Origin of the sequence: Paraburkholderia sp. CNPSo 3281 (assembly GCF_024206515.1) — a bacterium.
Taxonomy (GTDB): domain Bacteria; phylum Pseudomonadota; class Gammaproteobacteria; order Burkholderiales; family Burkholderiaceae; genus Paraburkholderia; species Paraburkholderia nodosa.
The window spans coordinates 1-23278 of the sequence record NZ_JAMBPS010000082.1 but is presented as its reverse complement, the minus strand read 5'-3'; the positions used below and the strand labels follow the sequence as shown (position 1 = coordinate 23278).

Genomic DNA, 23278 nt, shown 5'->3' with positions numbered 1-23278 from the left:
GATCGGGTGTGTCCGCGCGAGGCGGGGAAGGGGGCGAGGGCGGCCAGTTTCCCCCGGCCGCCCCTGAACAACCGCGGCGCAGCTGTTAGTTCTTCGTGCCGAAGAGCCGGTCGCCGGCGTCACCCAGGCCCGGAATGATGTAGGCGTGCTCGTTCAGATGCGAATCGAGCGACGCCACGTAGAGCTTCACGTCCGGGTGCGCCTTCTGGAACACGTCCACGCCTTCGGGCGCGGCCACCAGCGCGAGGAACAGGATGCGCTCGCCGGGCACGCCGCGGCGCTTGAGCACGTCGATGGCGTGCGCCGCCGAGTAGCCCGTCGCGACCATCGGATCGCAGAGGATGAAGGTGCGGTCCTCGAGGTCGGGCAGGCGCACGAGATACTCGACCGGGCGATGGTCGTCGGCACGATACACGCCGATATGGCCAACGCGCGCGGAGGGCACCAGCTCGAGCAGGCCGTCGGACATGCCCACGCCCGCGCGCAGCACCGGCACGATGGCGAGCTTCTTGCCCGCGATCACGGGCGCGTCGATTTCGACGAGCGGTGTCTGCACGCGGCGCGACGCGACCGGCAGGTCGCGCGTGATTTCATAGCCCATCAGCAGTGTGATCTCGCGCAGCAGCTCGCGGAACGTGCGCGTGGACGTGTCCTTGTCGCGCATATGCGTGAGCTTGTGCTGGATCAGCGGGTGATCGAGGATGAAGAGATTCGGGAAACGGCTGTCCTGTTTCATGGCGGGGCGCACGAGGCTGCAAGGGAATCGGAGAATCGGTCGTGCCGCTGCCGCGCGAGCCCGAAGCCCACGTCCGGGTTGTGCGGTGGCGGCGAGCACGGCCCGCCGCGCGCGGCAAGCGCTCAAGGCTTGCGAGGGCGCCGGGCCGCGCTACAGCCGCAAGTATACGGTAAGCACGCGCGCGCGGGCGCGCGCATGGCGCGTTGCGACACCACTTCGCGGACCGGTTGCCGGGCCTCGCGCCATTGGCCTTTCACGCGCCGCGCCCGATTCTTCTAGAATCCCAAAAAGGTCGCAGGGCGGCGCGGCGCAGGGCCTGGCCGTGTCCGCCTTGCCACAGGACGGTCATCCACGCAAAAAGGACACGAAAACGATGGACATGGGCATCGCAGGACGCAACGCGCTGGTGTGCGCGGCCAGCAAGGGACTGGGGCGCGGCTGCGCCGAGGCGCTCGCCGCCGAAGGCGTCAACGTGACGATCGTCGCGCGCACCGCGCAGACGCTGGAGGAAACCGCCGCGCATATCCGCAAGAGCACGGGCGTGGACGTCAAGGCGGTGGCCTGCGACATCACGACCGAAGCGGGCCGCGCCGCCGCGCTAGCGGCCTGCCCGTCGCCGGACATTCTGGTGAACAATGCGGGCGGCCCGCCGCCGGGCGACTTCCGCAAGTACACCCACGAGGCGTGGATCGCGGCGCTCGAAGCGAACATGCTCACGCCGATCGCGCTGATCCAGTCCACTATCGACGACATGATCGCGCGCGGCTACGGGCGCATCGTCAACATCACGAGCTCCTCGGTGAAGGCGCCAATCGACGTGCTCGGCCTCTCGAACGGCGCGCGCTCGGGCCTCACGGGCTTCGTCGCGGGCGTGGCGCGCCAGGTCGCGGCCACGGGCGTCACGATCAACAATCTGCTGCCGGGCGCGTTCGACACCGACCGCATCCAGGCCACCATCGTCGCGCAGGCGAAGGCGAGCCAGATTTCGGAAGAAGAAGCGCGCGCGCGCCGCATGAAGACGATTCCGGCCGGACGTTTCGGTACGCCCGAGGAATTCGGCCGCGCCTGCGCGTTCCTTAGCAGCGTGCACGCGGGCTATATCACCGGGCAGAACTGGCTGATCGACGGCGGGGCTTATCCGGGCACCTACTGATATCCGACTCAGCGCTGGGCAGCCGCGGCGCCGCTGGCGCCGCCTCACGACACGCATCACGACTATTCCGCACGCAAACCCTACGTCAAGGAGACTTACGCCATGCCAACCCGCGTCGCACTGATCGCGCACGACCACAAGAAGGAAGACATCGTCAAGCTGGCGAGCGAATACGTCGATGCGCTGCGCCAATGCGAGATCATCGCGACCGGCACGACCGGCTCGCGCATCGAGGCCGCGACGGGTCTGAACGTCGAGCGCATGCTCTCAGGCCCGCACGGCGGCGACCTGCAGATCGGCGCGCGCCTCGCGGAAGGCAACGTCGATATCGTGATCTTCCTGCGCGACCCGATGACTCCGCAGCCGCACGAACCCGACATCAACGCGCTTGTGCGCGCATGCGACGTGCACGACGTGCCGTGCGCGACGAACATCTCGACGGCGCGCATGCTGCTCGACGTGCTCACGCTGCGCCAGAAAAACGCGGTCTGACGCGCGCGCCGCGTAGCCCGATTTCAGGAAACCAGCCAGGACAACACCAAGGAGACGTGATGACCAAGGCAATCCGATACGACAAAACCGGTGGCCCCGAAGTGATGAAGTGGGTGGGGGTCGACGTGGGCGAACCGGGCGAGGGCGAGGTGCGTTTGCGCCAGAGCGCGTGCGGCCTCAACTACATCGACGTGTATTTCCGCACGGGACTCTATCCGCAGGCGCTGCCCGCCGGGCTCGGCATGGAAGCGGCCGGCGAGGTGACGGCGGTGGGCGGTGGCGTGAGCGCGCTGAAATTGGGCGACCGTGTGGCTTACGTCGCGCGTCCGCCGGGTGCCTATGCGCAGGAGCGCGTGCTGCGCGCCGACCAGGTGATCAAGCTGCCCGACGCGATCAGCGACGAAGCCGCCGCTTCGATCATGCTGCAGGGCCTCACCGCGCAATACCTGCTGCGCCGCACGTATCGCGTGAAGGCCGGCGACACCATCCTCATTCAGGCGGCGGCAGGCGGCGTGGGCCTGCTCGTGTGCCAGTGGGCGAAGGCGCTAGGGGCGACCGTGATCGGCACCGTGGGCTCGGACGAGAAGGCCGCGATTGCAAAGGCGCACGGCTGCGATCATCCGATCGTCTACACGCGCGAGGACTTCACGGCACGCGTGCGCGAGATCACGAACGGTGCGGGCGTGCCCGTGGTGTACGACTCGATCGGCAAGGATACCTACACGAAATCGCTCGACTGTCTTGCGCCGCTCGGCATGTTCGTGAGCTTCGGCAATGCTTCGGGGCCGCTGCCGCCGATCGATTCGTCGGAGTTCGCCGGGCGCGGGTCGCTCTTTTTCACGCGTCCGACGCTATTCACGTATATGGCCAAGCGCGCCGACTACGAGGCGATGGCCGCCGAGTTGTTCGACGTGGTGTCTTCGGGCAAGGTCAAGACGTCGATCAACCAGCGCTACGCGCTCGAGGACGTCGGGCAGGCTCACGCCGATCTCGAAGCGCGCAGGACCACCGGTTCGACCGTGCTGATCCCGTGACATAACAATTGATGCACCGCCGCGCCGCACGGGGCATGCCATCGGCGCCGGCGCATTGATTCGACCTTTACGTTCCGTGACGCCGTCATGGAGACCCAAAAGGCGCGCAACGCCACCGTTGCGCGCCTTTTTTCTTTGCGCCCCGGCCCATGATCGCGCCCGCGTTTACGCGTTTTTTATACGAGCGGCGAAACCTTTGATCCGGATTTAATGCCGCAGCGGGTAACTTTCAGCCATCCGTCATCCGCGAATGGAGAACACGACAATGGATGTGCTGTATATCGGGGGGCTGGTGGTTTTCGCCGCGCTCACATACGCGTTGATCGCAGGCTGCGAGAAGCTGATGCAGTACCGCCGCGATCAAGGTGCGAAGGGGGTGCGCCCATGACCTGGATCTTCTGGCTATCGGGGGCGGCAACGCTGTTGCTGTTCGTTTATCTCGTCCATGCGCTCCTGCGCGCGGAGGATATCGAATGAACACCAACACGCTGCTCCAGGCGGGGCTTTTCCTCGTCATCCTGCTCGCGCTCGCGGTGCCCGTATCGGGCTACATGACGCGCGTGCTCGACGGGCGCTCGCGCGTCGTGCGGCTCTTTGCGCCGCTCGAAAACTTCCTCTATCGCATCGCCGGCGTCGATCCGCAGGCCGAGATGAACTGGAAGCGCTATGCGCTCGCCACCATCTCGTTCAACGTGCTCGGCGTGGGCTTTCTCTACGTGCTGCTGCGCATTCAGGGCTGGCTGCCCGGCAACCCGCAGCAGTTCGGCGCGATGACGGTGGACGGCGCGTTCAACACGGCCGTGAGTTTCGTCACCAACACCAACTGGCAGGACTACACGCCCGAGCAAACGGTGAGCTATCTCACGCAGATGCTCGGTCTCACCGTGCAGAACTTCCTGTCTGCGGCGACGGGCATCGTGGTCGTGATCGCGCTGATTCGCGGGTTTGCACGCCACTCGGTGCAGACCATCGGCAACTTCTGGGTCGACCTCACGCGCACGACGCTCTACATCCTCGTGCCGATGTCTGCGATCATCGCCGCGCTCCTGATGAGCCAGGGCATGATCCAGAACTTCAAGGCGTATCAGGACGTGCCGGTGCTGCAAACCACGACCTACGCCGCGCCGAAGCTGGACGCCCAGGGCAACCCGGTGAAGGACGCGAAGGGCAACCCTGAAACGGTGGACACGAAGGTCACGTCGCAAACGCTCGCCATGGGCCCGGTCGCCTCGCAGGTCGCGATCAAGATGCTCGGCACCAACGGCGGCGGCTTCTTCAATGCGAACTCGGCGCATCCGTACGAGAACCCCACGCCGGCCTCGAACGTCATCGAAATGTTGGCGATCCTGATCATTCCGGCCGCACTGTGTCTCGTGTTCGGCAACGTGGTGGGCGACCGCAGGCAAGGCGTCGCGGTGCTCGCGGTGATGACGGTTGCGTTCGCCGTGGCCGTGGGCGGCGTGCTATCCGCCGAGCAGTCGGGCAATCCGATGTTCACGACGCTCAACGTCGACCAGCACGCAAGCGCGCTGCAGGCCGGTGGCAACATGGAAGGCAAGGAAACGCGCTTTGGCATCGCACAAACGGGCATCTTCGTGGTCGCTACCACGGCGGCTTCGTGCGGCGCCGTGAACGCGGCGCACGACTCGCTCACGCCGCTTGGCGGTCTCGTTCCGATGCTCTTCATCCAGCTCGGCGAGGTGATCTTCGGCGGTGTCGGTTCGGGTCTCTACGGCATGCTCGTGTTCGCGCTGCTCGCGGTGTTCGTAGCGGGGCTCATGATCGGCCGCACGCCGGAATATGTCGGCAAGAAGATCGAGTCGTTCGAGATGAAGATGGTCTCGATCGTCGTGCTGCTCACGCCGCTGCTCGTGCTGCTCGGCACCTCGATCGCAGTGCTCGCCGACGCGGGCAAGGCAGGTATCGCCAATCCGGGCGCGCATGGCTTCTCCGAGATCCTGTACGCGTTCAGCTCGGCCGCCAACAACAACGGCAGCGCGTTCGCCGGCCTTACCGTGAACACGCCGTTCTATAACTGGCTGCTCGCCATTGCCATGTGGTTCGGCCGCTTCGGGACCATCGTGCCGGTGCTCGCCATCGCGGGTTCGCTCGCAAGCAAGAAGCGCATTGCGGTGACGGGCGGCACGCTGCCCACACATGGCCCGCTCTTCGTCGTGCTGCTGCTCGGCACGGTGCTGCTGGTCGGTGCACTCACCTATGTGCCCGCGCTCGCGCTCGGTCCCGGCGTTGAGCATCTGATCATGATGGGCGTGCATTGAACCGGGGCCTTCGCAACATGAGCGAAACGAAAATGAATCAGCATAGTGCAACTCGGTCCATGTTCGATCCGGCGCTGGTGCGTCCGGCCATCGTGGACTCGTTCAGAAAACTCAATCCGCGCACGCAGTTGCGCAACCCGGTGATGTTCTGCGTCTACGTGGGCAGCGTGCTCACGACGATCCTCTGGATCGCGGCGCTCGTGGGGCAGGCCGAAGCGCCCGCGGGGTTCATCCTCGCAGTCGCGCTCTGGCTGTGGTTCACGGTGCTGTTCGCGAACTTCGCGGAAGCGCTCGCCGAAGGGCGCTCGAAGGCGCAGGCGGCATCGCTTCGCCAGGCCAAGAAAGACGTCATGGCCAAGAAGCTCAACGAGCCGCATCCGAAGGCGCCGATCCGCATCATGACGGCGTCCGATCTGCGCCGCGGCGACGTGGTGCTCGTTGAGACCGGCGACACGATTCCGGCCGACGGCGAAGTGATCGAAGGCGTGGCATCGGTTGACGAATCGGCTATCACGGGCGAATCCGCGCCGGTGATCCGCGAGTCGGGCGGAGACTTTTCCTCGGTGACGGGCGGCACGCGCGTGCTTTCCGACTGGATCGTCGTGCGCGTCACGGCGAACCCGGGCGAAGCGTTCCTCGACCGCATGATCGCGATGGTCGAAGGCGCGAAGCGCCAGAAAACGCCCAATGAAATCGCGCTCACGATCCTGCTCGTCGCGCTGAGCATCGTGCTGCTGCTTGCCACGGCGACACTGCTGCCGTTCTCGATGTTCTCGGTCGAAGCCGCGAAGATGGGCCACGTGGTCACGATCACGGCGCTCGTGGCGCTGCTCGTCTGCCTGATTCCGACGACCATCGGCGGTCTGCTTTCGGCGATTGGCGTAGCCGGCATGAGCCGCATGATGCAGGCCAACGTGATCGCGACTTCGGGCCGCGCGGTGGAAGCCGCCGGCGACGTGGACGTGCTGCTGCTCGACAAGACCGGCACGATCACGCTCGGCAACCGTCAGGCGTCGATGTTCGTGCCTGCGCCTGGCGTGACCGAAGAAGTGCTCGCGGACGCCGCGCAGCTCTCGTCGCTCGCCGACGAAACGCCGGAAGGCCGCAGCATCGTCGTGCTCGCAAAGCAGCGTTTCAACATTCGCCAGCGCGACATGAACTCGCTGCACGCCGTGTTCCTCGCCTTCAGCGCCCAAACGCGCATGAGCGGTGTGGACATGCCCGGCCGCGAGATTCGCAAGGGCGCCGCCGACGCGGTCAAGCATTACGTCGAAACCCATGGCGGCCGTTTCCCCGCCGAAGTCGACAACGCCGTGGACGATGTGGCCCGCCGCGGCAGCACGCCGCTCGTGGTGGCCGAAATGCATGACGGCACCGCGCGCGTGCTCGGCGTGATCGAGCTGAAGGACGTCGTGAAGGGCGGTATCAAGGAGCGTTTCGCCGAGCTGCGCAAGATGGGCATCAAGACCGTGATGGTGACGGGCGACAACCGCCTGACCGCCGCCGCGATCGCCGCCGAAGCCGGCGTGGACGACTTTCTCGCGCAGGCCACGCCCGAAACCAAGCTCGCGACGATCCGGGAGCACCAGGCGCAAGGCAAGCTCGTGGCGATGACGGGCGACGGCACCAACGACGCGCCGGCGCTCGCGCAGGCCGACGTGGCCGTGGCGATGAACACGGGCACCCAGGCCGCGAAGGAAGCGGGCAACATGGTCGACCTCGACTCGAACCCGACCAAGCTCATCGAGATCGTCGAGATCGGCAAGCAGATGCTCATGACGCGCGGCTCGCTCACGACGTTCTCGATCGCCAACGACGTCGCGAAGTACTTCGCGATCATTCCGGCGGCGTTCGCTTCGACGTATCCGCAACTGCGCGTGCTCGACGTCATGCATCTGACGTCGCCCTCGTCGGCGATCCTCTCGGCGGTGATCTTCAATGCGCTCATCATCGTGATGCTGATTCCGCTCGCGCTCAAGGGCGTGAAGTACCGGCCGCTCGGCGCCGCGACGCTGCTGCGCCGCAACCTGCTGGTCTACGGCCTCGGCGGCATTCTCCTGCCGTTCCCGTGCATCAAGCTGATCGACGTGGTGCTCGCCGCGTTGGGCTGGGTCTGAGCCGCGCAGACAGACACACACGGATAGATACATAGGAAGCCAAAATGAAATCGCAGTTTCGTCCTCTGATCGTGATATTCGCCGTGCTAACGGTCATCACCGGCCTCGTGTATCCGGCCGTGATGACCGCGTTCGGCCAGGCCGCGTTCCACCGCCAGGCCAACGGCAGTCTGGTCGAAGTCGACGGCAAGGTGGTGGGCAGCGCGCTCATCGGCCAGCAGTTCGACGCGCCCCAGTACTTCTGGGGCCGTCTCTCGGCCACCTCGCCGATGCCGTACAACGCGACGAGCTCGGGCGCCTCGAACCTCGGGCCGACCAACCCGGCGCTCGCCGACGAGGTTAAAGGCCGCATCGCCGCCCTCAAGGCCGCGGGTACCGATATCTCGCAGCCCATCCCCGCCGACCTCGTGACGTCTTCGGGCAGCGGACTCGACCCCGAGATCTCGCCGGCCGCGGCCGCCTACCAGGTGGCGCGCGTGGCGCAAGCGCGCCATATGAGCGCGAACGACGTGCAGGCGCTCGTGGACCGCAATACGAAGGGCCGCCAGTTCGGCCTCTTCGGCGAGCCGCGTGTGAACGTGCTCGAGTTGAACCTCGCGCTCGACGGCAAAGAGGTGAGCTGAACGAGAGCGCTGAGCCGCGCCGCACGCTCGACGCCTGGCGCGTCCAGCGTGCGGTTTGCCATTTCCGTGCCACGGTGAGACGATCTTTCGTGCGCGAGGCGCAACCCACCTGATATTCATCCCGATTTCCGCATGAATCGCCCCGATCCCGACGAACTGCTCGACCGGCTGCAGCGCGACGAAGAAAAACGCCGCCGCGGCAAGCTGAAGATTTTCTTCGGCGCGTCAGCCGGCGTCGGCAAGACCTATGCAATGCTGCAGGCCGCGCGCCGCCGCGCCGAAGAAGGCGTGGACGTGGTGGTCGGCATTGTCGAGACGCATGGGCGCAGCGAGACCGCCGCGCTCACCGCCGGCCTCGAAGTGATGCCGCGCCAGCGCATTGCCTACCGCGGGCGGCTGCTCGAGGAGTTCGATCTCGACGCCGCGCTCGAACGCAAGCCGCAACTCGTGCTCGTCGACGAGCTGGCGCATTCGAACGTGGCCGGCGCGCGTCACATGAAGCGCTGGCAGGACGTGTACGAACTACTCGACGCGGGCATCGACGTTTATACGACCGTCAATGTGCAGCACCTCGAAAGTCTCAACGACGTGGTGGGGCAGATCACGGGCATTCGCGTCTGGGAGACCGTGCCCGACCGCGTGTTCGACCGCGCGGACGAAGTCACGCTCGTCGACCTGCCCGCCGAAGAGCTGCTCGACCGCATGCGCGACGGCAAAGTCTACATGCCGGCGCAGGCCGAGCGCGCGGTGCGCAACTTCTTTCGCAAGGGCAATCTGATCGCGCTGCGCGAGCTTGCGCTGCGCCGCACCGCCGACCGGGTGGACGCGCAGATGCGCGAGTATCGTGCCGACCGCTCGATCCAGCATGTGTGGCAGGCGCGCGAGCGCCTCGTCGTCTGCGTGGGGCCGGGGCCCGAGGCGAACGCGCTGGTGCGCGCCGCCGCGCGGCTCGCCGCGAGTCTGAAGGCCGACTGGATCGCCGTGTACGTGGAGACGCCGAAGCTCCAGCGTCTGCCCGATGCGACGCGCGAGCGCACGCTCGGCGCGCTCAAGCTCGCCTCCGAACTCGGCGCCGAAACGGCGACGCTCGCAGGCGCGGACGCCGCGACCACGCTGGTCGGCTACGCGCGGCTGCGCAATGTGTCGAAGCTCGTGGCGGGCGGGTCGCTGCGCACGGGCTTGTCACGCTGGGTGAAGCGCCCGTTCGGCGAGCGCCTGGCCGAGAAAGCCGGCGACGTCGATCTCACGCTCGTGCGGGCGAGCGCGGGCGAAGCCGTGCGTGGGGGCACCGAGCCAGGAGGTGCGGCCAGTGCCGCCACGCGAGCTGCCAACGCCTGGCGCGATGCGCTTGCGGCCGGGGGCACCGAGCGCTCGCCGCCGCGCGCCTACGGGGCCGCGCTCGTGATCTGCGCGTGCGTGACGCTCATCGCGAACCAGCTGATCGACCGCATCGATCTCGCGAATCTCGTCATGCTGTATCTGCTCGGCGTGATCTTCGCGGCGACGAAGCTCGGGCGCGGGCCGGGCGTGATGCTCTCGTTTGCAAGCGTCGCGGCGTACGACTTTTTCTTCGTGCCGCCGCGCATGTCGTTTTCGGTCTCCGATACGCAATATCTGCTGACTTTTGTCGGCATGCTGCTCACTTCGCTCGTCATCAGCCATCTCACGTCGAGCCTGCGCCGCGAGGCGAGCGTCGCGCAGCGGCGCGAGCAGCGCACCGGCGCGATGTACGCGATGGCGCGCGAGCTGGCCGCGGCGCTTACCACCGAGCAGATCGTGGCGATCGGCAGCCGCCACGTGAGCGAGGTGTTCGGCGCGCGCGTGGCGCTGCTCCTGCCGGATAGCGTCGACAAGGTGCAGCAGAAGATCGAGGAGCCCGATCCGAAGATCATGCTCGAAGCCAAGAACCTCGACATCGACGTGGGCCAGTGGGTGTACGACCAGCAAAAGCCCGCGGGCAACGGCACCGACACGCTGCCGGCGGCCGTGGCGCGCTACTTGCCGCTCAAGGCGCCAATGCGCACGCGCGGCGTGCTCGCCGTCGTGACGCGCGACGCGCGCGAACTCCAGGTGCCCGAGCAGCAGCGCATGCTCGACGCGTTCGCCGCGCAAATCGCGCTCGCGCTCGAGCGCGTGCACTACGTGGACATCGCGCGCGACGCGCTCGTCAACATGGAGTCGGAGCGGCTGCGCAACTCGCTGCTCTCGGCCATCTCGCACGACCTGCGTACGCCGCTCACGACGATCGTCGGTTTCTCGTCGATGCTCGCGCAAACGCACGAGCCCGAGGATGCGCGCGACTCGCGCTCGGGCGAGTTGATCGAGGCGATTCACGACGAGGCGCTACGCATGACGGGCATCGTCACGAACCTGCTCGACATGGCGCGGCTGCAGGCGGGCAGCCTCAATCTCAATCGTCAGTGGACGCTGCTCGAGGAAACCGTGGGCGCCGCGCTCGCTGCTTGCCGCCGCGTGCTCGCGCGGCACCCCGTGCAGGTGAAGCTGGAGGAAGGCCTGCCGCTGCTCCAGCTCGACGCCGTGCTGATGGAGCGGCTCTTCTCGAACCTGCTGGAGAACGCGGCCAAGTACACGCCCGCCGACACGCCGCTCACCATCGCGGCGCGCCGCGTGGAGGAGGGCGGCCAGCCGTTCGTGCGCGTCTCGGTCGAGGATAACGGGCCGGGACTGCCGCCCGGCATGGGCGAGCGCGTGTTCGAGAAGTTCACGCGTGGCGAGAAGGAGTCGGCCAAGCCCGGCATCGGGCTCGGACTCGCCATCTGCCGGGCGATCGTCGAGGCGCACGGGGGTACAATCGGCGCGTCCAATCGCGTTGCCGCGGATGGCCATGTGGAAGGCGCGACGTTCTGGTTCGCGCTGCCCGTAGAGTCGCCGCCGCCGCTGCCCGCCGATGTGACCGATGCGCCAGAGGCACGCGAAGCGCTCGAGCCGCTCGAGCCCGCCGCAGAGGAGGCCGTCCCGCGGATGGCCGCCGCAGGGGAGGCCGTCCCGCGGATGCCCGCCGCCCCCCCCAAAACCGTCGATTCCAAACCCGCAAATGAGTGACCCGAGCATCGCCGTCGTCCTGATCGAAGACGAAAAACAGATTCGCCGATTCGTGCGCGCAACGCTGGAGGGCGAGGGCATCGTCGTGCACGACGCCGAGACCGGCAAGCAGGGCCTCGTGGAGGCCGCCACGCGCAAGCCCGACCTCGTGATCGTCGATCTGGGCCTGCCCGACACCGACGGCCTCGACGTGATTCGCGAACTGCGCGGCTGGAGCGATCTGCCCGTGATCGTGCTGTCGGCGCGCACCCAGGAAAGCGAGAAGGTGGCCGCGCTCGACGCTGGCGCCGACGACTACCTCACGAAGCCGTTCGGCGTGTCCGAGTTGCTTGCGCGCATTCGCGCGCAGCTACGGCGGCGCAACCGCGGCGGGGCGAACGAGGCGCCGCAGGTGAGCTTCGGCGCCGTGAACGTCGATCTGGGCCTGCGCCAGGTCACGCGCGAGGGCGCGCCCGTGCATCTCACACCGATCGAGTACCGCCTGCTCGCCACCCTCGTGCGCGACGCGGGGCGTGTGCTCACGCACCGGCAACTGCTGCGCGAGGTCTGGGGGCCGTCGCACGTGGAGAGCAGTCATTACCTGCGCATCTACATGGCGCATCTGCGGCAAAAACTGGAGCGCGATCCTGCGCAGCCGGAGCACATCATCACGGAGACGGGCGTGGGGTATCGGCTGGTCGGCGTGCAGTAAGGCCGCACTGCGAGCCTGCACCGCGCTGGTGCTATAGTTACAGTTCCGTAAGGACGGCCTTACGGATGTTGACGTCATCGGGGACGGCCCCATTTTTTAAATGGAGCGTTCCTCATGTCCTGGTTTCTTCTTCTTGTCGCCGGCCTGCTCGAAGTGGCGTGGGCCGCCGGTCTCAAATCTTCCGAAGGATTCACGCGGCTCTGGCCCTCGGTGTTCACCGTGGTCACTGCCCTGGGCAGCTTCGTCCTGCTCGCCATGGCCATGCGTCAGCTGCCGCTCGGCACCGCCTACGCGGTGTGGACGGGCATCGGCGCGGTCGGCGCGTTCGTGTTCGGCATCCTCATGATGGGCGAGGCAGTGAGCGCCGCGCGCGTGGCAAGCGCCGCGCTGATCGTGCTCGGCCTCATCGGACTCAAGCTTTCTTCGGCCGCCTGATTAAATTCGCTGCGCATACCTCGATGCGGACCTATGCCGCGGCCGCGCAACACCGCTGCGGCACCGCAGCGAGCGTGGCTATAATGGAACGGTCATAACCCGATAACACTCCGCGCCGCATGAGCGGCGAGCGTGTGCGCACAGCGCCTGCTCTCCCGCTTCCCCGCGCGGAGCGCCGGCGCCCCGGCCGCGCCGCGCGAGGAGGCAGCCATGCTGGAACCACTTTCGCTAGCAGCGGGCCTGTCCTGGGGCAGCGGCCTGCGCCTCTATCTCACGGTGCTGATGGCCGGCGTCCTGCAACGTCTTGGCCTGATTCACCTGCCCGACACGCTCGCCGTGCTCGCTTCGCCGTGGGTGATCAGCATCGCCGCCGCGCTCACGGTGCTCGAATTTCTCGCCGACAAGATCCCCGCGTTCGATTCGCTCTGGGACGCGGTGCATACCTTCATCCGCATCCCGGCCGGGGCCGTGCTCGCGGCCGGCGCGCTCGGCCATGCCGATCCGGCGCTGCTGACCGTCGCCGCGCTGGCGGGCGGCACGCTCGCGGGTACGGCGCATCTCGCCAAGGCGGGCACGCGCGCGCTCATCAATCTGTCGCCTGAGCCGCTCTCGAACGTCGTCACATCGAGCGCGGAGGACGGCATGACCTTCGTGGGCGTGCTGCTCGCGTTCTTCGTGCCGCTGCTCTTCCTCGTCATGCTCGTGGCGTTCCTCGTGCTCGCGGCCTGGGCGCTGCCGCGCCTGTGGCGCGGCGTGCAGGGCGGTTTTCGCGGCATGGCGACGCACATGGTTTCGCGGCTTTCGTTGCGAGGTCGTCACGATTGAGCGGCGGCGCGCCTTCTCCCTCCAACGCAAAGCCTCCGCGCAGCGAAGGCGGGCCGGGGTTCGTGCAGGCTGAGTCGCCGGGTGCCGCTGGTGGCCCGGGCGGTCCGGGCGGCCCGCGCGGGCCAGTGGCCATGCGCACTACGCCGGGCTGGTCCGATCTCGCGCATCTTGCCGCGCGCATGACGGCGCGCGACTGGCGCGCGGGCGAACTCACCATGCTGCTGTTCGCGCTCGTGCTGGCCGTGGCGGCGCTCGCCAGCGTCGGTTTTCTCGCCGACCGACTGCAGCGCGGCCTCGAGCGCGATGCCCGGCGCATGATCGCCGCCGATTTCATCGTGCGCGCCGATCACCCCGTCGATCCCATGTTCGCGCGCGAGGCGCAGTCGCTCTCGCTGCGCACGGCGACCACGGCGATCTTCCCGAGCATGGTGAGTTCGGGGGCGCCACAAGCTGCGGCAGCGGCGGGCGCTTCCGCCGCCCCGGGCGCAACGGCGACTCGCCTTGCCGCCGTCAAGGCCGTCTCGGTGGACTATCCGTTGCGCGGCGCGCTGCGTATCGCCGCGGCGCCGGGCGCGCCCGATCACGCGGCGCAGGGCATTCCGCCGCCCGGCACCGTCTGGGTGGACGACGAACTGCTCGACGCGCTCAAGCTCCATGTCGGCGACACCGTGAAGGTCGGCACGCGCACCTTCACCGTGAACGCGCTCATCACGAAAGAACTCGACCGCGGCTTTTCGTTCGTGAACTTCTCGCCGCGCCTCATGATGCGCGCCGACGAAGTCGCGTCGACCGGTCTGCTCGGCTATGGCAGCCGCGTGACTTACCGCCTGCTCGTGGCGGGCGCCGATCCGGCTGTCGCGCAGTTCGCGTCCTGGTCGCGTGCGCGCGTGGATGGCGGCAAGATGCGCGGCGTCGCGCTGGAATCGCTCCAGGACGGCCAGCCTCAGGTGCGCCAGACGCTCGACCGCGCGCGCCACTTCCTCACGCTCGTGTCGCTCCTGACGGCGCTGCTCGCGGCGGTGGCGATCGCCATGGCCGCGCATCGCTACACGCGCCGCCACCTCGACGCCTGCGCCGCGATGCGCTGCCTCGGTGCGAGCCAACGCACGTTGCGCACGCTGTTCGTGCTGGAGTTCGCGGGGCTCGGACTCGTGGGCGGCGCAGCGGGCGTGGCGCTCGGCTACGCGGGTCATCTCGCGCTGCTGGCGTGGCTCCGCAATCTCATTGACGTTGCGCTGCCGCAGCCCGGGCCGTTGCCCGTGCTCGAAGGCATCGCCGCGGGGCTCGTGCTGCTGCTCGGCTTCGCGCTGCCGCCGCTCTTGCCGCTCACGCGCGTGCCGCCGGTGCGCGTGCTGCGCCGCGAGTGGGGCGACGAAGGACGCGCCGCGTGGGCGGCCTATGGCGTCGGCATTGCGCTCTTCGCGGGGCTGCTCGTGATCGCGGCGGGCGAACTCAAGCTCGGCGGCATCGTCGCCGGCGGTTTCGCGATCGGGCTTCTCGTGTTCGCCAGCGTGGCGCGCGTGGCGCTCTGGTGCGCGGCGCGCGTGGCGCGCAGCGCTCGGCTCTCCGGCCAGGCGCGCGCGGGCGTGGGTTGGCGCTACGCACTGGCGTCGCTCGAACGGCGGCCGGGCGCAAGCGCGCTGCAGATCACGGCGCTCGCCATCGGCCTCATGTGCCTGTTGCTGATCGCGATGACGCGCAACGACCTCGTCGAAGGCTGGCGCAAGTCCACACCGCCCGACGCGCCCAACGAGTTCCTCATCGATATCCAGCCCGATCAGCGCGACGCCGTGGCCGCGTGGCTGCGCTCGCATGGCATTGCCGGGGCTGCCGACAGCGATCTCCAGCCGATGGTGCGCGGCCGCCTCATCTCGATCAACGGCAAGCCCGTGAATCCCGACTCGTACAAGAGCGAGGACGCGCGCCGGCTCGTGGATCGCGAGTTCAATCTCTCGTACACGACGAAACTGCCCGACGACAATCGCATCGAGGCGGGCACCTGGTATGGCGATTCGGGCACGCCGCAGCTTTCGATCGAGCAGGGACTTGCGAAGCTCATCAACGTGAAGCCCGGCGACGTGCTCAAGTTCGACGTGACAGGCCTGGAAGTCACGGCGCCCGTGACGAGTGTGCGCAAGCTCGACTGGGGCTCGTTCAAGGTCAACTTCTTCGTGCTGATGCCGCCCGGACTGCTGCGCGATTTTCCGGCGACGTACATCACGAGCTTTCACCTGCCGCCGGGGCAGCGCCAGGTCGTGGACGGTCTCGTGGCCCGCTATCCCAACGTCACCGCGATCGACATCGCGCCGATTCTCGCGCAGATCGAGCGCGTGCTGGAGCAGGTGATCGGCGCGGTGCAGTTCCTCTTTCTCTTTACGCTCGCCGCGGGCGTGCTGGTGCTCTACGCGGCACTCGCGGGCACGCGCGACGAGCGCATGCGCGAGTCGGCGCTGCTGCGCGCGCTGGGGGCATCGCACCAGCAGGTGCGCGCGGTGCAGGTGGCCGAATTCATTTCCGTGGGTGCGCTCGCGGGGCTCATGGCGGCGCTCGGCGCGCAAGCGGTGGGCTCGGTGCTCGCCACGCACGTGTTTCTCTTCTATCTGCCGTTCGATCCGTGGCTCCTGCCGGCCGGCATCGCCGCAGGCGTCGTGTGCGCGGGCGTGGGCGGGTGGATCAGCTTGCGGCACGTGCTCGCGCGCCCGGCGCTGCAGTCGCTGCGCGACGCGTAGTGCAGCAACCCGCGGCCACCCGCCACGCGCCGCTGTGCGAAAATCATTCGTCTAGGGCAGTGCGCTGCCGTCCCTCTTTTTTCCTGATTCAACCGTATGACCGATCCAGCCGACGAAGCGCCGCAGAAACCCCCGGCCTTCGAACTCGTCGGCGGCGAGGCGCGCGTGCGCGAACTCGTCGACCGTTTCTATGACCTGATGGACCTCGAGGCGGATTTCGCGGGCATCCGCGCGATGCATCCGCAAACGCTCGATGGTTCGCGCGACAAGCTGTTCTGGTTCCTCTGCGGCTGGCTTGGCGGCCCGGACCACTATATCGAACGCTTCGGTCATCCGCGCCTGCGCGCGCGCCATTTGCCGTTCGCGATCGCCTCGTCGGAGCGCGACCAGTGGCTGCGCTGCATGGCCTGGGCGATGGAAGACGTGGGCCTGCCGGAGCCGCTGCGCGAACGCCTGCTGCACTCGTTCTTCGATACCGCCGACTGGATGCGCAATCATCCGGGCTGATTCACTGGGCACGATTGTTCCGGTCGGTGGGCCGGTACAGTCAGGCGCTCATGCATCGCGGCCGTCCAGCGGGGTGGTTTGCGTCGCGGCCATAATGGCCCTTTGGCGGGCGACCGGCTGCGCATGGCCCGCGGTACGCAAAACAAGGAGACTCCCACGATGACGACCACCCGCGCGCTCTTTCGCGAGGACGCCTATCTCACGCAGTGCGAAGCGACCGTGCTTGCCGTTGGCGAGGACGGCGTGCGGCTCGACCAGACCGTGTTCTATCCGCTCGGCGGCGGCCAGGCCGGCGACGCCGGCGCGCTGGTGCTCGCCGACGGCACGCGTATCGAGATTGCCGACACGCGCAAGGCGAAGTTCGAAGGCGCCACGCCCGACGACGCGCTCCACGTTCCCGCGCCCGGCCAGCAAGCGCTGCTCGCGCGTCTCGCCGCGGGCGAGCGCGTGCGCGCCGAGATCGACTGGGCGCGCCGTCACCGGCACATGCGCCTGCATACGGCGAGCCATTTGATGTGCGCGGTGCTGCCATACCCCGTGGACGGCTGCAGCATCACGACCGACTATGCGCGCCTCGATTTCGCGACCGTCGAGCCGATCGAGCGCGAGATGGTGGAGGCGCGGCTCGCCGAACTCGTTGCGGGCGCGCATGCGGTGGCGACCGAATGGATCACCGACGAGGAAATGGCGCAACGCCCCGAACTCGTGCGCACGATGAGCGTGAAGCCGCCGATGGGCCTGGGCCGTGTGCGCCTCTTGCGTATCGATAACGTCGATTTGCAGCCCTGCGGCGGCACGCACGTGCGCAACACGCAGGAGATCGGCGCGCTGCGGGTGGCGAAGCTCGAGAAGAAGAGCGCGCGCACGCGGCGTCTCGTGCTGGAACTGGCGGAATGAATCTCGACGCGCGTGCGCGCGAGGTGCTCGACTTCTGGTTCGGCGCGCCGGGCTCGGAGGAATTCGGCCGCGAGCGCAAGATGTGGTTCCGCAAGAACGCCGCGTTCGACGCCAGGCTGCGCGAACGCTTCGGCGCGCTGCTCGACGCCGCGTGTGCGGGCGAACTCGACGCATGGTGCGAGACGCCCGAAGGCGCGCTCGCGCTTCTGATCGTGCTCGACCAGTTCTCGCGCAACTGCCATCGCGGCACGCGGCACGCATTCTCCGCGGACGACAAGGCGCTCGGCATCGCGCGCATGATGGTGGCGAGCGGCGCGGATCTGCGCTTGCCCACGCTGCAGCACCGCTCCTTCGCGTATCTGCCGTTCGAACACGCCGAAGGCGCCGAAGCGCAGCGCGAATCGCTGCGTCTGTTCGGCGAGCTGGCGAAGGATCCTGAGGGGAAGGGCTACTACGATTATGCGGTGCGCCACGCGAAGATCATCGAGCGCTTCGGGCGCTTCCCGCATCGCAACGCGCAACTGGGCCGCATTTCCACCGACGAAGAGGCCGCGTTTTTGCGCGAGCGGGGTTCGTCGTTCTAGCCGAATCCCGCGCGCGAGTTCAGCGTCCGCCGCTCACGTCGAGCAGGGCGCCTGTGACATACGAGGCGGCGTCGCTCAGCAACCACACGATCGTTTGCGCGACTTCGTCGGCGCTGCCGGGCCGGCCGAGCGGCGTTTGCGCGCCGAGCACGGCCGCGCGATCGGGGCGGCCGCCGCTCGCGTGGATTTCGGTGTCGATGAGGCCCGGGCGCACCGCGTTCACGCGCACGCCCTGCGGGCCGAGTTCTTTGGCGAGCCCGATCGTCATCGTGTCGACCGCGCCTTTCGACGACGCATAGTCCACGTATTCGTTGGGCGAGCCGAGCCGCGCGGCAGCCGAAGACACATTGACGATCGAGCCGCCGTCGCCGCCGCGATCCTTCGACATGCGTCGCGCCGCTTCGCGTGCGCACAGAAACGCGCCGTACACGTTCACGTCGAACATGCGCTTCAGACGCTCGGCGCTCATGTCGGCGACCTGGCTGCCGGGCGCCACGATGCCCGCGTTGTTCACGAGCGCATCGATGCGGCCATAAGCCGATTCGAGCGCGTCGAACATCGCGACGACGTCTGCCTCGCTCGCGACGTCGCCGCGCAGCACGCGCGCGTGGCCGCCTGCGCGGCCCACTTCGGCGGCGGTTTCGTCGGCGGCCGGTTCGTTGTGCAGATAGTTGACGCCCACGGTCCAGCCGTTTGCGCCAAGCAGACGCGCCGTCGCGCGGCCGATGCCGCGGCTTGCGCCGGTGATCAGGACAACCTTGCTCATCGCGATGTACCCATCGTAGTGACTGCGCGTGGTGACTTCGGTTTGTCGGGCGAACAGCGCTAAGCGGGCGGGATCAAACGTTCTCGCGCAAGTCCGCCCACTTGTCCTTCGCGGGCGCGTGATAGCGCTTGAGCCTCGCGATCAGCGCAACCGGGTCGCTGTCGGTCTGCAGCATGTCGAGGTAGGTCTGGCGCATGAAGCCTTCGCGCACCGTGTGATCGAGCAGCGCCATGAGCGGATCGTAGAAGCCGCCGATGTTCAGCACGCCCACTGGCTTGTGGTGATAGCCGAGCTGCGCCCACGTATAGACCTCGAACAGCTCTTCGAGCGTGCCCGCGCCGCCCGGCATCGCGACGAAGGCGTCGGAGAGGTCGGCCATCATCTTCTTGCGCTGGTGCATGTCGGGCACGACGTGCAGCTCGGTGAGGCCCACGTGGCCCACTTCCTTGTCCACCAGCAGCTCGGGGATCACGCCGATGGCGCGGCCGCCGCCCGCCATCACGGTGTCGGCGATCACGCCCATCAGGCCGACCTTGCCGCCGCCATAGACGAGCGCGAGGTTCGCGGCGACGAGCGCGCGGCCGAATGCCTGTGCGGCTTCGGTATAAATCGGGTTGACTCCAGGTGAGGAGCCGCAATACACGCAGACTGCTTTCATTCGGCTTTGGCCTTTATTCCCGGTTGTCCTTGGCGGCGCCCGCGCCTTCGCGCGGCGGCAGGTAGTCGTAGAACTCGCGCTTGGCGAGCTTGCCCGAGACGAGATCGTCGAACAGCTCGCGCGCGCGGCCACGCAGATACGGCGCCATCAGCGAGACGATCTGCACGCTCACCTGGTGCAGCTCGTCGCGAATCGCTTCCTGGTCGTTGTACTTGCGCGGATTCATCACGAACTGGTAGGAGAGCCAGTAGGTGGCGATCACGCCGATATTGGTCGAGATCACGTCGATTTCGGCCGGCGTGGCGACCATGTCGCCGTCTTCCATGAGCTGCTCGCAGAACTGCTTCGCGAAGTGCACCTTGTGGCTGATGATCTGCTTGAAGTGCATCTCCAGCGTGCGGTTGCGCGCGAGCAGGTCGTTCAGGTCGCGATAGAGAAAGCGGTAGCGCCACGTGAAGTCGACCATGTACTGCAGGTACGCCCACATCTCGTCGATGGTGGCGCGATGGTCCTCGGGAAAGCGCAGACGCTTTTCGATCTCCTGCTCGAACTGGCTGAAGATGCTGTTGATGATGTCGTCTTTGTTGCGGAAGTGGTAGTACAGGTTGCCTGGACTGATCTCCATTTCCTCGGCGATGGTCGTCGTAGTGACGTTCGGCTCGCCGATCTCGTTGAACAGCTTCAGCGACAGCTCGAGAATCCGTTCGCGTGTACGGCGGGGAGGTTTGGCATCCATGTCGTCCGGCCCTGAAAATGCAGTGCCGGGCACAGGCGCCCGCTTGTATATTGCGGTGCGCGCGGCCCGGACGCGGTTGGTCGTTATAAGACTGTCGTTTGATTATAAACCGACGGCCCGCGCGCACCGACAGCTTGCGTCTGTCAGGAGTTGGGGAGAGAGGCGTGGCCCCCGCGGTACGGGGGCGTGTGGCGCTAGAGTACGCCGATTCCGTGCAGCAGCAGCGGCCCGAAACGGGGTACGAGGATCAGCCCCCAGGTCAGGACGCAAAGCAGCAAGGCGAGCGTCACGGCCGCGCTGCCCAGGTCCTTGGCGCGGCCCGAGAGCTCGTTGCGCTCGAGGCCGATGCGGTCCACCGCGTTTTCGATGCTCGAATTGAGCAGCTCGACGATCAGTACGAGGATGACCGAGCCGAGCAGCAGCACGCGCTCGACGGGCTCGACCGGGATGAGCACGCCGATCGGCACGAGGATGGCCGAGAGCGTGAGCTCCTGGCGAAACGCGCTTTCCTCGCGGATGGCGGCGCGAAAGCCCTTGATCGAGTACTTGAGCGCCTTCCATGCACGGGTGATGCCGCGGTTGCCCTTGTAGGGGTTGAAGGGCAACGGGGCGAGCGGATCGTCGGGGCCGAGCGGTTCATGCAGATGCGGCGGCTCGGGCGGCTCCGCGGCGGCAGCGCGCGGCGTAGCGGGTGCGGTGGGCGCAGTGGGCTTGGCGGGCTCGCTCGCAGCTGCGGATGCGGCTGGCGGCGCAACGCCAGGTGCGGCAGCGGCGGAAGCGGGCGCGCGCGGATCGAGCACTTCGGCGGCGCGTGCGGCGCGCGTAGAGCCGCCGGCACGCTGGCTGGCTGGCGGATTGGGACTGCGTGCGCCCTGGGCGCTATGCGGCGGTAACGGAGGACGTGGCGTCATGGTGGTGCCAGGTAGTACCCCAGTATCGCACGCGTGGGAGGCGGTTGCGCCGGGGCCGTCCGTGTCCCCGGCGCGCTCGCGGACTATCGAAGCGCGCACCATAGCCGGCCACGCGCTCAGACTGCGGCGCTGGAAGGCTCCATCGTCGCGCGCGAGCGCGGCTTGAGATGCGCCGCGAATTGCTCGGAGGCCGCGTGCCACGAGAAGCGCTCGGCCCAGGCGCGCGCCTCGGCGCGGTCGATCTTCAACGCTTCGAGGCACGCTTCGCGCAGGTCTTCGTTCATCGAGCCCGCCCCGCCCGTGCCCAGCACGTCGATTGGACCCGTCACCGGGTAGGCGGCCACCGGCGTGCCGCATGCGAGCGCTTCGAGCAGCACGAGACCGAAGGTGTCGGTGCGGCTCGGGAACACGAATACGTCGGCGGCAGCGTAGACCTTCGCGAGTTCGGGCTGGCTCAGGACACCCAGGTAATTCGCCTGGGGATAGCGCGACTTCAACTCGGCGAGCGCCGGGCCTTCGCCGCACACCCATTTCGAGCCGGGCAGATCGAGCTTGAGAAACGCCTCGACGTTCTTCTCCACGGCCACGCGGCCCACATACAGGAAGATGGGGCGCGCCGTGTTGAGCACTTTCGATTCCATCGGCCGGAAGATGTCGAGGTCCACGCCGCGCGTCCACAGCACGACGTTCGTGAAGCCGAACTTCTCGAGGTCGGTCTTCACGATGGGCGTGGGCGCCATCACCGCGAGCGAGGGCTTGTGGAACCAGCGCAGAAAGCGGTAGGTCGCCGCGAGCGGAACGCCGAAGCGCGCCTGCACGTATTCGGGAAAGCGCGTGTGATAAGCGGTCGTGAAGGGCAGGTCGTGGTCGATTGCGTAGCGGCGCGCGGCGAGTCCGAGCGGGCCTTCGGTCGCGATGTGGATCGCATCGGGCCCGAATGCGCGGATGCGTTCCTTCAGATGCCGCTTCGGAAACAGCGAGAGCTTGATTTCCGGGTAGGTGGGGCACGGTATCGTGCGGAACTCCAGCGGCGTGAGCAGCTCGACCTGATGCCCGAGCGCGATGAGTTCGCGCGTCGTGTTCTTCAGCGTTCGAACCACGCCGTTGACCTGCGGCTCCCATGCATCGGTCACGATCATTACTTTCATCGGTCGTCGGCCCTCTTGTCGTTCGGTAGTGCGGTTATGGCTGCTGCTGCTTGGCGGAATCAGTCGACACTCAGGCGGCGCTCACACGCGCCTTGCGTGTCGAGACCTGTGCTTCCGGCGCGCGCTTCACGGTCCAGTAGACGATGCGTAACTCGCCCTCGAACGTCTCGACGAGCGCGGACAGGCTCTCCACCCAGTCGCCGTCGTTGCAGTACAGGATGCCGTCGATGTCGCGAATTTCGGCCTTGTGGATGTGGCCGCAGACCACGCCGTCACAGCCGCGGCGGCGTGCTTCGTCGGTCATTACGCGCTCGAACGAGGAGATGAAGTTCACCGCGTTCTTGACCTGATGCTTGAGGTACTGCGAGAGCGACCAGTACTGGAAGCCGAGCTTCGCGCGCACGCGGTTGAACCAGCGGTTGAGCAGGAGGATCAGCGTGTAGGCCGAGTCGCCGAGGTAGGCGAGCCACTTGGCGTGCTGGATCACGCCGTCGAAGAGATCGCCGTGCACGACCCACAGGCGTTTGCCGGTGAGCGTCGTGTGGAAGGCTTCCTCGCGCACGTGGATGTCGCCGAATGCGAGATTGCAGAACTGGCGCGCGCTCTCGTCGTGGTTGCCCGGGATGTAGACGACCTGAGTGCCCTTGCGCGCCTTGCGCAGCACCTTTTGCACGACGTCGTTGTGCGCCTGGGGCCAGTACCAGCCCTTCTTCAACTGCCAGCCGTCGATGATGTCGCCCACGAGGTACAGATACTCCGACTCGTTGTGGCGCAGAAAATCGAGCAGATACGACGCCTGACAGCCGCCCGTGCCGAGATGGATATCGGAGAGCCAGATCGTGCGGTAGCGGGTGGGATCGGGATGGTCGTCGTCGTGGGAGCCGGTGGTGGGGG

General features: G+C 67.3%; 23 protein-coding genes. 16 read left to right on the top strand and 7 right to left on the bottom strand.

Annotation, left to right across the window (positions count from 1 at the left end):
* Positions 1-85 precede the first annotated feature (85 nt).
* Positions 86-736 carry a uracil phosphoribosyltransferase gene (gene upp / locus M3I56_RS37590; RefSeq protein WP_254358273.1) on the bottom strand — a complete coding sequence of 217 codons (651 nt, stop codon included), beginning with the start codon at positions 734-736 and terminating at the stop codon, positions 86-88.
* Positions 737-1109: 373 nt separating this feature from the next.
* Between upp and M3I56_RS37585 the strand changes: the two genes are divergently transcribed.
* From M3I56_RS37585 to M3I56_RS37510, 16 genes are all read left to right on the top strand, one after another.
* Positions 1110-1889 carry an SDR family oxidoreductase gene (locus M3I56_RS37585; RefSeq protein ID WP_254358272.1) on the top strand — a complete coding sequence of 260 codons (780 nt, stop codon included), beginning with the start codon at positions 1110-1112 and terminating at the stop codon, positions 1887-1889.
* Between the two features lie 102 nt (positions 1890-1991).
* Complete coding sequence (locus M3I56_RS37580) at positions 1992-2381, top strand: methylglyoxal synthase (RefSeq protein WP_028205712.1); 390 nt, start codon at positions 1992-1994, stop codon at positions 2379-2381.
* A gap of 59 nt (positions 2382-2440) precedes the next feature.
* Positions 2441-3415, top strand: a complete 975-nt coding sequence (locus M3I56_RS37575; RefSeq protein ID WP_254358271.1) for a quinone oxidoreductase — start codon at positions 2441-2443, stop codon at positions 3413-3415.
* Positions 3416-3680: 265 nt separating this feature from the next.
* Positions 3681-3803 carry a potassium ABC transporter ATPase gene (locus M3I56_RS37570; RefSeq protein ID WP_069265305.1) on the top strand — a complete coding sequence of 41 codons (123 nt, stop codon included), beginning with the start codon at positions 3681-3683 and terminating at the stop codon, positions 3801-3803.
* On the top strand, positions 3800-3892 hold the full coding sequence (gene kdpF / locus M3I56_RS37565) for a K(+)-transporting ATPase subunit F (protein ID WP_027819619.1): 93 nt from the start codon (positions 3800-3802) through the stop codon (positions 3890-3892). The genes M3I56_RS37570 and kdpF overlap by 4 nt, the downstream gene beginning before the upstream one ends.
* On the top strand, positions 3889-5694 hold the full coding sequence (gene kdpA, locus M3I56_RS37560; protein ID WP_254358270.1) for a potassium-transporting ATPase subunit KdpA: 1806 nt from the start codon (positions 3889-3891) through the stop codon (positions 5692-5694). Before kdpF ends, kdpA begins: the two co-directional genes overlap by 4 nt.
* A 32-nt stretch (positions 5695-5726) precedes the next feature.
* Entirely contained in the window at positions 5727-7811 is a 2085-nt protein-coding gene (gene kdpB / locus M3I56_RS37555; RefSeq protein WP_254358269.1) for a potassium-transporting ATPase subunit KdpB, read from the top strand.
* 44 nt (positions 7812-7855) lie between these two features.
* On the top strand, positions 7856-8434 hold the full coding sequence (gene kdpC, locus M3I56_RS37550; protein ID WP_028205707.1) for a potassium-transporting ATPase subunit KdpC: 579 nt from the start codon (positions 7856-7858) through the stop codon (positions 8432-8434).
* Between the two features lie 132 nt (positions 8435-8566).
* Complete coding sequence (locus tag M3I56_RS37545; protein WP_254358268.1) at positions 8567-11497, top strand: sensor histidine kinase KdpD; 2931 nt, start codon at positions 8567-8569, stop codon at positions 11495-11497.
* Positions 11490-12188: a two-component system response regulator KdpE gene (gene kdpE, locus M3I56_RS37540; RefSeq protein ID WP_028205706.1), complete on the top strand. Its 699-nt coding sequence runs from the start codon at positions 11490-11492 to the stop codon at positions 12186-12188. The genes M3I56_RS37545 and kdpE overlap by 8 nt, the downstream gene beginning before the upstream one ends.
* Positions 12189-12302: 114 nt before the next feature.
* On the top strand, positions 12303-12623 hold the full coding sequence (gene sugE, locus M3I56_RS37535) for a quaternary ammonium compound efflux SMR transporter SugE (RefSeq protein WP_069265301.1): 321 nt from the start codon (positions 12303-12305) through the stop codon (positions 12621-12623).
* Positions 12624-12833: 210 nt separating this feature from the next.
* Entirely contained in the window at positions 12834-13448 is a 615-nt protein-coding gene (locus M3I56_RS37530; RefSeq protein ID WP_254358267.1) for a DUF4126 domain-containing protein, read from the top strand.
* 131 nt (positions 13449-13579) lie between these two features.
* Positions 13580-16177, top strand: a complete 2598-nt coding sequence (locus M3I56_RS37525) for an ABC transporter permease (protein ID WP_254358266.1) — start codon at positions 13580-13582, stop codon at positions 16175-16177.
* Positions 16178-16273: 96 nt separating this feature from the next.
* Complete coding sequence (locus tag M3I56_RS37520) at positions 16274-16684, top strand: group II truncated hemoglobin (RefSeq protein WP_254358265.1); 411 nt, start codon at positions 16274-16276, stop codon at positions 16682-16684.
* A gap of 159 nt (positions 16685-16843) precedes the next feature.
* On the top strand, positions 16844-17581 hold the full coding sequence (locus M3I56_RS37515) for an alanyl-tRNA editing protein (RefSeq protein ID WP_254358264.1): 738 nt from the start codon (positions 16844-16846) through the stop codon (positions 17579-17581).
* Positions 17578-18165: a DUF924 family protein gene (locus M3I56_RS37510; RefSeq protein WP_035513696.1), complete on the top strand. Its 588-nt coding sequence runs from the start codon at positions 17578-17580 to the stop codon at positions 18163-18165. The genes M3I56_RS37515 and M3I56_RS37510 overlap by 4 nt, the downstream gene beginning before the upstream one ends.
* A 19-nt stretch (positions 18166-18184) precedes the next feature.
* Here the strand turns inward: M3I56_RS37510 and M3I56_RS37505 are convergent, their stop codons facing one another.
* From M3I56_RS37505 to M3I56_RS37480, 6 genes are all read right to left on the bottom strand, one after another.
* Positions 18185-18931 (bottom strand): SDR family oxidoreductase, encoded by a 747-nt coding sequence (locus M3I56_RS37505; RefSeq protein WP_028205700.1) that lies wholly within the window; start codon positions 18929-18931, stop codon positions 18185-18187.
* A gap of 73 nt (positions 18932-19004) precedes the next feature.
* Entirely contained in the window at positions 19005-19589 is a 585-nt protein-coding gene (locus tag M3I56_RS37500) for a TIGR00730 family Rossman fold protein (RefSeq protein WP_028205699.1), read from the bottom strand.
* Positions 19590-19602: 13 nt separating this feature from the next.
* Positions 19603-20325: a TetR/AcrR family transcriptional regulator gene (locus M3I56_RS37495; RefSeq protein ID WP_028205698.1), complete on the bottom strand. Its 723-nt coding sequence runs from the start codon at positions 20323-20325 to the stop codon at positions 19603-19605.
* Between the two features lie 194 nt (positions 20326-20519).
* Positions 20520-21236 carry a diacylglycerol kinase gene (locus tag M3I56_RS37490; RefSeq protein ID WP_302057169.1) on the bottom strand — a complete coding sequence of 239 codons (717 nt, stop codon included), beginning with the start codon at positions 21234-21236 and terminating at the stop codon, positions 20520-20522.
* A gap of 116 nt (positions 21237-21352) precedes the next feature.
* Positions 21353-22384, bottom strand: coding sequence for a glycosyltransferase family 1 protein (locus M3I56_RS37485; RefSeq protein ID WP_254358263.1), 1032 nt, complete (start codon positions 22382-22384; stop codon positions 21353-21355).
* A gap of 70 nt (positions 22385-22454) precedes the next feature.
* The coding region (locus M3I56_RS37480) for a UDP-2,3-diacylglucosamine diphosphatase (RefSeq protein ID WP_254358262.1) at positions 22455-23278 on the bottom strand (824 nt) is incomplete at its 5' end.

Bases quoted from the DNA above. Each gene is read 5' to 3' on its own strand.
- upp (WP_254358273.1), bottom strand. From the start codon at position 736: ATGAAACAGGACAGCCGTTTCCCGAATCTCTTCATCCTCGATCACCCG.
- M3I56_RS37585 (WP_254358272.1), top strand. From the start codon at position 1,110: ATGGACATGGGCATCGCAGGACGCAACGCGCTGGTGTGCGCGGCCAGC.
- M3I56_RS37580 (WP_028205712.1), top strand. From the start codon at position 1,992: ATGCCAACCCGCGTCGCACTGATCGCGCACGACCACAAGAAGGAAGAC.
- M3I56_RS37575 (WP_254358271.1), top strand. From the start codon at position 2,441: ATGACCAAGGCAATCCGATACGACAAAACCGGTGGCCCCGAAGTGATG.
- M3I56_RS37570 (WP_069265305.1), top strand. From the start codon at position 3,681: ATGGATGTGCTGTATATCGGGGGGCTGGTGGTTTTCGCCGCGCTCACA.
- kdpF (WP_027819619.1), top strand. From the start codon at position 3,800: ATGACCTGGATCTTCTGGCTATCGGGGGCGGCAACGCTGTTGCTGTTC.
- kdpA (WP_254358270.1), top strand. From the start codon at position 3,889: ATGAACACCAACACGCTGCTCCAGGCGGGGCTTTTCCTCGTCATCCTG.
- kdpB (WP_254358269.1), top strand. From the start codon at position 5,727: ATGAATCAGCATAGTGCAACTCGGTCCATGTTCGATCCGGCGCTGGTG.
- kdpC (WP_028205707.1), top strand. From the start codon at position 7,856: ATGAAATCGCAGTTTCGTCCTCTGATCGTGATATTCGCCGTGCTAACG.
- M3I56_RS37545 (WP_254358268.1), top strand. From the start codon at position 8,567: ATGAATCGCCCCGATCCCGACGAACTGCTCGACCGGCTGCAGCGCGAC.
- kdpE (WP_028205706.1), top strand. From the start codon at position 11,490: ATGAGTGACCCGAGCATCGCCGTCGTCCTGATCGAAGACGAAAAACAG.
- sugE (WP_069265301.1), top strand. From the start codon at position 12,303: ATGTCCTGGTTTCTTCTTCTTGTCGCCGGCCTGCTCGAAGTGGCGTGG.
- M3I56_RS37530 (WP_254358267.1), top strand. From the start codon at position 12,834: ATGCTGGAACCACTTTCGCTAGCAGCGGGCCTGTCCTGGGGCAGCGGC.
- M3I56_RS37525 (WP_254358266.1), top strand. From the start codon at position 13,580: ATGCGCACTACGCCGGGCTGGTCCGATCTCGCGCATCTTGCCGCGCGC.
- M3I56_RS37520 (WP_254358265.1), top strand. From the start codon at position 16,274: ATGACCGATCCAGCCGACGAAGCGCCGCAGAAACCCCCGGCCTTCGAA.
- M3I56_RS37515 (WP_254358264.1), top strand. From the start codon at position 16,844: ATGACGACCACCCGCGCGCTCTTTCGCGAGGACGCCTATCTCACGCAG.
- M3I56_RS37510 (WP_035513696.1), top strand. From the start codon at position 17,578: ATGAATCTCGACGCGCGTGCGCGCGAGGTGCTCGACTTCTGGTTCGGC.
- M3I56_RS37505 (WP_028205700.1), bottom strand. From the start codon at position 18,931: ATGAGCAAGGTTGTCCTGATCACCGGCGCAAGCCGCGGCATCGGCCGC.
- M3I56_RS37500 (WP_028205699.1), bottom strand. From the start codon at position 19,589: ATGAAAGCAGTCTGCGTGTATTGCGGCTCCTCACCTGGAGTCAACCCG.
- M3I56_RS37495 (WP_028205698.1), bottom strand. From the start codon at position 20,325: ATGGATGCCAAACCTCCCCGCCGTACACGCGAACGGATTCTCGAGCTG.
- M3I56_RS37490 (WP_302057169.1), bottom strand. From the start codon at position 21,236: ATGACGCCACGTCCTCCGTTACCGCCGCATAGCGCCCAGGGCGCACGC.
- M3I56_RS37485 (WP_254358263.1), bottom strand. From the start codon at position 22,384: ATGAAAGTAATGATCGTGACCGATGCATGGGAGCCGCAGGTCAACGGC.